This is a genomic window from Myxococcus eversor, from assembly GCF_010894455.1.
GTDB lineage: Bacteria > Myxococcota > Myxococcia > Myxococcales > Myxococcaceae > Myxococcus > Myxococcus eversor.
In genome coordinates, this window is sequence record NZ_JAAIXY010000016.1 from 105,445 (window position 1) to 114,903 (window position 9,459).

6 protein-coding genes are annotated in these 9,459 nt (G+C 67.8%); 3 read left to right on the forward strand and 3 right to left on the reverse strand.

Annotated elements, in window-relative coordinates:
- Positions 1-32: 32 nt before the first annotated feature.
- The 3 genes from glgX to G4D83_RS29175 all read right to left on the reverse strand — a co-directional run bounded on the left by glgX (position 33) and on the right by G4D83_RS29175 (position 5,778).
- On the reverse strand, positions 33-2,171 hold the full coding sequence (glgX, locus tag G4D83_RS29165; protein WP_163868140.1) for a glycogen debranching protein GlgX: 2,139 nt from the start codon (positions 2,169-2,171) through the stop codon (positions 33-35).
- On the reverse strand, positions 2,168-5,269 hold the full coding sequence (gene treY / locus G4D83_RS29170; RefSeq protein WP_163868141.1) for a malto-oligosyltrehalose synthase: 3,102 nt from the start codon (positions 5,267-5,269) through the stop codon (positions 2,168-2,170). Before treY ends, glgX begins: the two co-directional genes overlap by 4 nt.
- A 191-nt stretch (positions 5,270-5,460) precedes the next feature.
- A complete protein-coding gene (locus G4D83_RS29175; RefSeq protein WP_163868142.1) occupies positions 5,461-5,778 on the reverse strand; it encodes an SWIB/MDM2 domain-containing protein in 318 nt (105 codons plus the stop codon).
- Between the two features lie 322 nt (positions 5,779-6,100).
- On the opposite strand from G4D83_RS29175, the gene G4D83_RS29180 reads away from it, so the two are divergent.
- The 3 genes from G4D83_RS29180 (at position 6,101) to larAH (ending at position 9,457) form a co-directional block, all read left to right on the forward strand.
- Entirely contained in the window at positions 6,101-7,081 is a 981-nt protein-coding gene (locus G4D83_RS29180) for an NAD-dependent epimerase/dehydratase family protein (protein WP_163868143.1), read from the forward strand.
- 86 nt (positions 7,082-7,167) lie between these two features.
- Positions 7,168-7,833, forward strand: a complete 666-nt coding sequence (locus G4D83_RS29185) for an HAD family hydrolase (protein WP_163868144.1) — start codon at positions 7,168-7,170, stop codon at positions 7,831-7,833.
- Between the two features lie 13 nt (positions 7,834-7,846).
- Positions 7,847-9,457, forward strand: a complete 1,611-nt coding sequence (larAH, locus tag G4D83_RS29190) for an NPN-dependent hydroxyacid isomerase, LarAH14/15/16 family (RefSeq protein WP_163868145.1) — start codon at positions 7,847-7,849, stop codon at positions 9,455-9,457.
- Positions 9,458-9,459: the final 2 nt, after the last annotated feature.

Here is a 9,459-nt window from a genome sequence, read left to right on the forward strand (position 1 = left end):
CCCCCGGGGGATTCAGGGGCCCGGCCACTCCATCACTCCGTCGCGGGCCTGCGCAGCACCATCAACGAGCGCCCCGCCACCTGCACCTTGCCGCCCGCGGGCGTGTGTGTGTGCAGGGACTCCCCCGCCATGGCGGTGTCCACCACCTGCTCCCAGTCAGCGCCCCACTCCAGGGCTGGCAGCAGGAAGGAGATGGGCTCGTGGTGGGCATTCATCAGGACGAGCACGGTGTCGCCCACAATCCGGTTGCCCTCGTCATCCGGCGCGGCGATGGCGTCACCGCCCAGAAGGAAGGCGAGCGAGCGGACGTAGGGCTTCTCCCAGTCGTCCTTCTTCATCTCCTTCCCGTCCGGCCGGAACCACGCCAGGTCCTTCAGCTCGCTGTCCCACATGTGCGCGCCGCGGAAGAAGCGGCGCTTGCGCAGCACGGGCTGCTCGCGGCGCAGGCGGGTGAGGCGGCTGGTGAACTCCAGGAGGGCGCGCTGCGTGTCGTTCAGCTCCCAGTCCACCCACGACAGGGCGTTGTCCTGGCAGTAGGCGTTGTTGTTGCCCTTCTGGGTGCGGCCCATCTCGTCGCCGGCCACCAGCATGGGCACGCCCTGGGACAGGAAGAGCGTGGCCAGGAAGTTGCGCTTCTGCTGCTCGCGCAGGGCGTTGATTTTCGCGTCCGCCGTCTCGCCCTCCACCCCGCAGTTCCAGGAGTGGTTGTCGTTGGCGCCGTCGCGGTTCTCCTCGCCGTTGGCCTCGTTGTGCTTGTCGTTGTAGGTGACGAGGTCGTGCAGCGTGAAGCCGTCGTGCGCGGTGACGAAGTTGACGCTCGCGGTGGGCTTGCGGCCCGACAGCGCGTACAGGTCCGAGCTGCCGGTGAGCCGGTAGCCAATCTCCGCCGCCTGCCGGTCATCGCCCTTCCAGTAGCGGCGGATGGTGTCGCGGTACTTGCCGTTCCACTCGCTCCACAGCACCGGGAAGTTGCCCACCTGGTAGCCGAAGTCGCCCACGTCCCAGGGCTCGGAGATGAGCTTCACCTGACTGAGCACCGGGTCCTGGTGGAGAATCTGGAAGAAGGCCGCGCGCGTGTCGTAGCCGTGCCTGTCGCGCCCCAGCGTGGTGGCCAGGTCGAAGCGGAACCCGTCCACGTGCATCTCCTCCACCCAGTAGCGGAGCGAGTCGGCGACGAGCTTCAGCGCGTACGGGTGCGTGGCGTTCCACGAGTTGCCCGTCCCGGTGACATCCAGGTAGTAGCGCGGGTCCTTCTCCGTGAGGCGGTAATAGGCCTCGTTGTCCACGCCCTTGAAGGACAGCGTGGGCCCCAGATGGTTGCCCTCGCAGGTGTGGTTGTAGACGACGTCGAGGATGACCTCGATGCCGGCGCGGTGGAGCGCCTTCACCATCGCCTTGAACTCGTCCACCTGGCCGCCCCGCGAGCCCGCTGCGCTGTAGCGCGCGTCCGGCGCGAAGTAGCCCAGCGTGCTGTAGCCCCAGTAGTTCGTCAGCTTCCGCTCGGCGAGGAAGGGCTCGTCGACGATGTGGTGGATGGGCAGGAGCTCCACCGCGGTGACGCCCACCTTCTTCAGGTGCTCAATCACGGCCGGGTGGCCCAGGCCCGCGTAGGTGCCCCGGACCTCCTCTGGGACGCGCGGGTGCAGCTTGGTGAAGCCCTTGACGTGCAGCTCGTAGATGACCGTCTGGTGCCAGGGCACGCGGGGCAGCGTGTCGCCCTCCCAGTCGAAGGTGTCCTGGAGCACCACGGCCTTGGGCACCGCCGCGGCGTCGTCCCGCTTGTCCTGGACCAGGTCCTCGTCCTTGCCGCCGGACACGTGGCCGTAGATGGGGGCGCCGTAGTCCACGCCGCCGTGAATGGCGCGGGCATACGGGTCCACCAGCAGCTTGTGCGGGTTGAAGCGCAGGCCCTTCTTCGGCTCGAAGGCCCCATGGACCCGCAAGCCGTAGAGCGTCCCCGGCGTCAGGTCCGGCACATAGCCGTGCCACACCTGGTGCGTGTTCTCCAGCAGCGGGAAGCGGCGCGTCTCCTTCGACGGCTCGTCCGCGTCGTAGAGACAGACCTCCACCTTCTTCGCGTGCTCACTGAAGACCGCGAAGTTGACCCCATGCCCGTCATACGTGGCGCCCAGGGGAAACGGCTTCCCTGGAAGCACCTCGGCCCTCCTCATCCAGTGCTCCTCTCCAGCAGCACCACCGGGAATCCCGACAGGAGCGACGCGAGAGGCAGCACCACGCCACCCGACCCACGCTCGGGCCGCACCTGTCGCCCGGTGAAGACATCGCGGAACATCATGCCCGCATATGCCTCCGGAAGGTCGAGGAACGTGTTCTCATACGCACCGGCCAGCCCCTCGGGGGACTCCAGCGCGGACAGGACGTAGCGCGGCGCGCACACCAGGACGACCGAGTCCTCCTGCTCCCGCACGAAGGCCACCGCCGCCTGGGCCCGGGGCCCGGACAAATCCAGCGCCTTGTAGCCGCCGCTCCGGAACAACTCCGCGTGACGCTGCCGCAGCCGCAACACCCGTGACAACAGGAAGAGCTTCGCCTCGCCGTCGTCCAGGTGCGCCCCCAGCCGCGCGCACAGCCCCGCCCGGTCCTCCTTCGATTGTGCGTCCAGGGCGTCCAGCAACTTCGCGCGCGCGGCGAAGTCCACCGGTCGGCGGTTGTCCGGGTCCACCAGCGACAAATCCCACAGCTCGCAGCCCTGGTAGGTGTCCACCACGCCGGGCGAGGCCAGCTTCAAGAGCAACTGTCCCAGTGCGTTGTGCTGCCCGGCGCGCTCGATGCGCCGCTTGAAGTCGCGCACCTCCGCGAGGAACGTGGCGCCCTTGTCCACGTCGAAGCACGCGTCCACGAAGCGGGCCACCGCGTCGTCATAGGCGCTGTCCGGGTTGGTCCACGAGGTGCGGACCTTGGCCTCCTTGATGGCCTTGGCCATGTACTCGCGCACCCGGCGGTGGAAGTCCGCCATCGCCTCCGGGGACTGGGACTCGCCCATGGGCCAGGCGCCCACCACCGTCTGGAGGAAGAGGTAGACGTCATTGGCGCTGGGCGCGGGGCCGGAGGTCAGCGGCGTCACGAACTTCTCGGTGAGCCGCATCCACCGCTTCGCCAGCTTGCGCCAGTCCTCGGGCACCTCCGTCAGCACGTTGATGCGCGCGCGCACGTCCTCGCTGCGCTTGGTGTCGTGCGTGCTGGAGGTGAGCTGGCTCGCCGGCCAGTGCTCCGCGCGCTCCTGGTTGCGCAGGTGGAAGGTGTTGGCGCGCACCCCGAAGCGCTCCGGCTCCCCGCCCACCTCGTTGAGGCTGACCAGCCGGTTGTAGATGTAGAAGACGGTGTCCTCCAGGCCCTTGGCCATGACGGGGCCCGTCACCTGCTGGAGCTTCATCGCGAAGCGGAGCATGACCGCGCGCTCGCGCTCGTCGGACTGCTCCGGGTAGCGACCCAGGAGGATGTCGCGCAGGAAGTCGAAGATGGAGGCGTTGGTGGTGGCGTTGCGCTCCTTGGCGCGCTGAATCGTCCACTCCACGTACTGCACGTCGCGCGCGTCCAGCCCCGGACGCCAGCCGTCCACGTAGGTGCGGTACACGGGGAACAGCGCGACGAACTCCACCAGCGCGCGCCGCAGCGAGTTGAGCGTGAAGTCGCGGGTGCGGCGGCTCATCTCGGAGATGCGGTTGAGTTCGTGGGCCAGCACGTTGATTTCGCTGGCCATGGACACGCGCATGATGAGGAGCTTCTTCTGGTAGACGAGCTCCGCGAAGTCGCCCCGCTCCCCGGTGAGCCGCTCGTACGTCTCCGTCAGGTGCGTCTCCGCCGCCGGGTGCACGAAGAGGCCGCTCACCGCGTTGGCGAAGCGATAGCCGGTGGTGCCGTGCACCGCCCACGCCTCCGGAATCCGCTCGCGGCCGCCTTGAATCTTCTCCACCACCACGTACAGCGCCTTGCGCAGCGGGCTCGACGGGTTCTCCGTCACCTCCGCGCGCCAACGCTCGCGCAGCGCGGCCTCCACGCCCGGCCAGCGCGCGTCATCCCCGGCCTGCTCCTGGAGGAACAGCGCGTGCGCGCGCTCGACGAAGTAGCGCTCCTGCAAGTCGAGGAAGTACGCGGTGGGGTCGAACAGGCCGTCCGGATGGTCGATGCGCAGCCCGGTGACGCAGCCCTCGCGCAGCCAGCGGAAGATGAGCGCGTGCGCCTCCTGGAAGACCTCCGGGTCCTCCACGCGGATGGCCGCCAGCCCGTTGATGTCGAAGAAGCGCCGGTAGTTGATCTCCTCGCCCGCCACCCGCCAGTGCGCCAGCCGGAAGCTGCACGAGGACAGCACCGCGTCCAGCAAGTCGAACGAGCGCGGGTTGCCCGGCTCCCCGTTGAAGACGCGGACGTTGTCCTGGATGTACGCGAAGGCCTCCTCGCTGGCCGCCGCCACCGCGGCCAGGCGGCGCTTGATGACCTCCTTCTCGCGGTGCCGCTCCACGACGCGGGCGCGTTCGACCTCCGTGCGCAGCGGCAGGTGCTCAATCGCGGTGAGGATGGAGAGCAGCTCCACCATGGGCGCGGCCTCGGTGCCCAGCTTCGCCTCCAGCCGCTCCAGGCCGTGGCGCAAGATTCGGCCGTACTGACGGGGCGCCACCGGCAACAGGTGGTCGTAGTAGTGGAGGAAGAAGGCGCCCTCGCGGAAGGACAGCTTCAGCTCTCCGCGCTCCAGGACGACGCCGTACTGGTCTCCCAGAATCGGCAGCAGCACCTTGTCGCGCAGCTCGTCCTTCACCGGCGACCAGTCGATGTCGAAGTACTTGGCGTAGACGGACGAGGGGCCGTTCTCCAGCACGTCGAACCACAGGGGGTTGTCGCGCTCGATGCCCATGTGGTTGGGCACCACGTCCAGCACCTGCCCCAGGCCGTGCTCACGCAACGTCGCGCACAGCGCCGCGTGGTCCTCGGGCGAGCCCACCTCCGGATTGAGCTGGGTGTGGTCCACGCAGTCGTAGCCGTGGGTGCTGCCCGGCGTCGCCTTCAGGTAGGGCGAGGCATAGAAGTCGCTCACGCCCAGGCGGGCCAGGAAGGGCACCACTTCGCGCGCTTGCTGGAAGGTGAAGCCGCGGTGCATCTGCACCCGGTAGGTGGACAGCGGCGTGCGGGGACGCGCCCCCAGCTCCTGCTTCACGCGGGAGAACAGTCCCTCCGCCAGCGACTCCGCGCTCAGGGTGGCACCCGACGCCCCCGTGGGAGCGGCTCCCTCTTCTTCCAGTCCGTCGAGCAGCATGGGGACGAGAGGTAGGGCGCCAGGGCTTCCGACGCCAGCGCGGGGTGCGACTTCCGCCCTTTATCCAACGCTGCAAGGGCCCGGATTGACGCGCGCGCCGGACACTCGCGCGCGCGCCAAAAAGCAGAGGGCTCGCCGGTACTTCCGGAGAGCCCTCGGGATGCAACTGCCGGGTGGCCCCGGCGACGGTGTCAGCTCAGCTGCTTGTTCACCAGCGAGGTCATCTCGAACATGGTGACGTTCTTCTTGCCGCCGAAGATCGGCTTGAGCTTGTCGTCGGCGTTGATCTGCCGCTTGTTCTTCGCGTCCTGGAGGTTGTTCTTCTTGATGTAGGCCCAGAGCTTCTTGACGACCTCGGTGCGCGGCAGCGGCTTGGCGCCGACAATCTCAGCCAGGGCGGCGGAAGGAGTCATCTCCTTCATGAACGACGCGTTCGGCTTGCGCTTCGGGGCAGCGGCGGTCTTCTTGGCGGCGGGAGCCTTCTTCGCAGCAGCTTTCTTGGCGGCCATTCGTCTTGAGTCTCCTCCCCTCCGAAGGGGACGTTGTGCGGCCTCGCTTGTTTTTAAGCCAGTGCCGGTGGGCCGTAGGTAGCACGCCCAAGCCCGAAAAACAGCCCTCTCCTGCGTTTTTCCCTCTAGAAACGCCCTACGCAACGCGTTTCATGCCCGAGAAACCGGCTCCGCATCACGATTCCCGCTGGGACGCCCCCCTCTCGTGGCGCGTCCCGTCCCGAGAATCCGGCCTCGCGCGGTGTCCTCCCTCGGAGGATTGCGACAGGGCACGTGGGATTCCGCTTGCGGACGAGGTGTACTTTTTCGGATGAAACGCCCCATGCGAGCCCTCATCACCGGAGCCGGTGGCTTCCTTGGAATCTGGTTGGCCCGTGCCCTGGCGGCGCGCGGCGACACCGTGACGTGCCTCCTTCGCCCTCGGGGAGACGCCTCCGGACTGGCCGGCATCTCCTATACGCGCGTGGAGGGGGACGTGACGGACGCCGCCTCGCTGCGCCCCGCCGTGGAGGGTCAGGACGTCGTCTTCCACCTCGCCGGCGTTCGCCGCGGCGCGACACGCGAGGACTTCCTGCGCGTCAACGCGGAGGGCACCCGCCTGTTGTGCGACGCCATGGTGGCCGCGGGACACCGTCCGCGCCTGGTCCTGGTCGGCTCGCTGGCGGCCATGGGGCCGTCCTCCCCCACCCGCCCGCACGTCGAGGAGGACGCCTTCCAGCCGCACGAGTGGTACGGCGAGAGCAAGGCGGAGGCGGAGCGCATCGCCTTCTCCTATGGAGACCGGCTGCCGGTGACGGTGTCGCGTCCCCCGCGCATCCTCGGCCCCGGAGACCGGGAGAACCTCACCTTCTTCAAGCTGGTGAAGAAGGGCATCCGGCTGGAGCTGGTGGGCGGCCCCCGTCCCCTCACCATGGTGGACGTGGAGGACGTGGTGGACGCGCTGATTCTGCAGGCCGAGCACCCGAGCGCGGTGGGCCAGGCCTTCTTCTGCGCGGGCCCGGGTGGGCCCCTCTCCTTGGAGGCCGTGCAGGATTTGGGAGCGAAGGCGCTGGGGCTCCAGCCCCGCACGGTGCGCATGAGTCCCTGGGTGTTGAGCACCCTCGCCTCGGCGGCGGACGGCGTGTCGCGGGTGACGGGCAAGAAGCTCCCCCTGAATCGGAAGCTGGCCCGACAGCTGCTCGCGCCCGCCTGGACCTGCTCCAGCGCGAAGGCCGAGCGCCTCCTGGGGTATCACCCTCGGAGGGATTTGGAGGACTCCATCCGCCGCAGCGCCGAGTGGTACCGCGAGCAAGGCTGGCTCTAGCCATGCTAGCAGGGGTGGGGGAGCTTTCCCCCGTCCCAGTGTCGTTGACCTCACCCCCCCTGGAGTGTCAGGAAGCCCGCTGCCACATGCCCTCGAAAGCCGCCTTTTTCGATGTCGACGGGACGCTCGTGAAGACGAACGTCGTCCACGTCTACGCGTACTACGCGATGAACCGGGGCTCCGTGTCGGGCATCGCGGGACGGACCTTGAGCACCGCCCTCAGCGTGCCCCTCTTCGGGCTCATGGACTCGCTGGACCGCAAGACCTTCAACGAGTTCTTCTACCGTTATTACGCGGGGTTGACCGAGGACCGCCTCGTCACCATCGCGGAGGACATGTTCGAGGACGTGCTGCAGCCGGCGCTCTTCGAGCAGTCCCAGGACCTCATCGACCAGGCCCGCCGCAGCGGGTGCAAGGTCGTCCTGGTGACGGGGGCGCTGGACTTCACCATGCGTCCGCTCGCCCGGCACCTGGGCGCCGATGACCTGATCGCCAACAAGATGCAGTTCGTGGGCGGCAAGGCCACCGGCAAGGTGATTCCGCCCATCATCGAAGGCGCGAACAAGGCCAACTCCATCCGTGCCTATTGCGCCAAGGAGGGCCTGACGCTGGACAAGTGCCACGGCTACTCCGACAGCGCCTCCGACTACGCCATGCTCGCGGTGGTGGGCCGTCCCACCGCGGTGAACCCGGACCTGCGGCTGCGCTCCATCGCGCGCGCCTACAACTGGCCCATCCTCGATCTCAAGTAGCCCCCTGCCCGCCATGCGCCCGTTCAAGACGCTCCAGAAGCTGTACGACGAGGAAAGCCAGGTCGTCATCACCGAGAAGGGCAGCCCCCCGCGCGCCCTCTTCTACGGTGAAGGCTTCCTCCAGGAAGACCTGCCCGTGGGTACCCGGGTCATCTTCCCCCGCCCGCCCATGGCGGGAGTGCCCAACGTCAAGGCCGCCATCCGCTGGGCCATCAACAACCCGGATGGCATGGACCCGCTGCACGCGCTGCTCAAGCCCGGCATGCGGCTGACGTGCGTCATCGACGACATCAGCGTTCCGCTGCCGCCCATGGTGACGCCGGACGTGCGCCAGTCCATCCTGGAGGTGGTGCTGGAGCTGGCCGCCGACAGCGGCGTGGATGACGTGCACCTGGTCATCGCCAACGCGCTGCACCGTCGCATGACGGAAGGCGAGATGAAGCGGATGGTGGGCGAGAAGATCTACGACGCCTTCTATCCGGACCGCTACTACAACCACGACGCGGAGGACCCGGACGGCATCGTCGCGCTGGAGCGCACGTCCCACGGCGAGGAAGTCTCCGTCAACCGCCGCGTCGCGGAGAGCGACCTCATCATCTACGTGAACGTGAACTTCGTGCCCATGAATGGCGGGCACAAGTCCATGGGCACCGGCGTGTCCAACTACGCGTCGCTGCGCCACCACCACAACCCGAAGACCATCCGCGCTTCGGAAAGCTACATGGAGCCGAAGGCGAGCGCGCTGTACCGCAGCAACGAGCGCATCGGCCGCAACATCGACAAGCACCTGAAGGTCTTCCACATCGAGACCACGCTGAACAACCGCATGTTCGGCGCGCCCACGGACTTCCTCGCCAAGCGCGAGGAGGACTACACCGAGGGCGACCGGCTGAAGTTCCAGGCCATGCGCTACGCGTTGTCCAAGATGCCGCGCGCGGCGGCCCGCAAAATCCTCAACGCGATTCCGGCGCCCTACGACGTCACGGGCGTGTACGCCGGGGCCACCGAGCCCGCGCACGCCAAGACGCTGGAGACCAGTTGGAAGCAGTACGTGGTGCCGGTGGAGGGGCAGAGCGACATCGTCATCTTCCCGATTCCGTTCGTCTCGCCGTACAGCGTCAACTCCATCCTCAACCCGCTGCTGGTGCAGGTGATGGGGCTGGGCTACTTCTTCAACCTGAACCGCGGCGTGCCGCTGGTGAAGAAGGGCGGCGTGCTCATCCTGCTGCACCCGGCCTACGACGAGTTCGACCCGGAGCACCACCCCAGCTACATCGAGTTCTTCCACCGGCTGCTTCCCGAGACGCGTGACTCCATGAAGCTGGAGCACAAGTACGAGAAGGAGTTCGCGGAGAACCCTAGCTACGTGCACCTGTACCGGAAGAACAACGCCTACCACGGCGTGCACCCCTTCTACATGTGGTACTGGGGCGAGAACGGTCGCCAGCACGTGGGCAAGGTCATCGTCGCGGGCGCGGAGAACAACCACGTCCCCGCGCTGCTCGGCTGGGACCGCACCGACACGCTCACCGAGGCCATCGAGGAAGCGCGTGGCTTCATGGGCCGCTCGGCCACCATCAGCCTGTTGCGCATCGCCCCCACGGTGATGGTGGACGTGAAGTGAGG

Coding starts and splice junctions, on each gene's coding strand:
- glgX (WP_163868140.1), bottom strand. CDS start 2,171: ATGAGGAGGGCCGAGGTGCTTCCAGGGAAGCCGTTTCCCCTGGGCGCC.
- treY (WP_163868141.1), bottom strand. CDS start 5,269: ATGCTGCTCGACGGACTGGAAGAAGAGGGAGCCGCTCCCACGGGGGCG.
- G4D83_RS29175 (WP_163868142.1), bottom strand. CDS start 5,778: ATGGCCGCCAAGAAAGCTGCTGCGAAGAAGGCTCCCGCCGCCAAGAAG.
- G4D83_RS29180 (WP_163868143.1), top strand. CDS start 6,101: ATGCGAGCCCTCATCACCGGAGCCGGTGGCTTCCTTGGAATCTGGTTG.
- G4D83_RS29185 (WP_163868144.1), top strand. CDS start 7,168: ATGCCCTCGAAAGCCGCCTTTTTCGATGTCGACGGGACGCTCGTGAAG.
- larAH (WP_163868145.1), top strand. CDS start 7,847: ATGCGCCCGTTCAAGACGCTCCAGAAGCTGTACGACGAGGAAAGCCAG.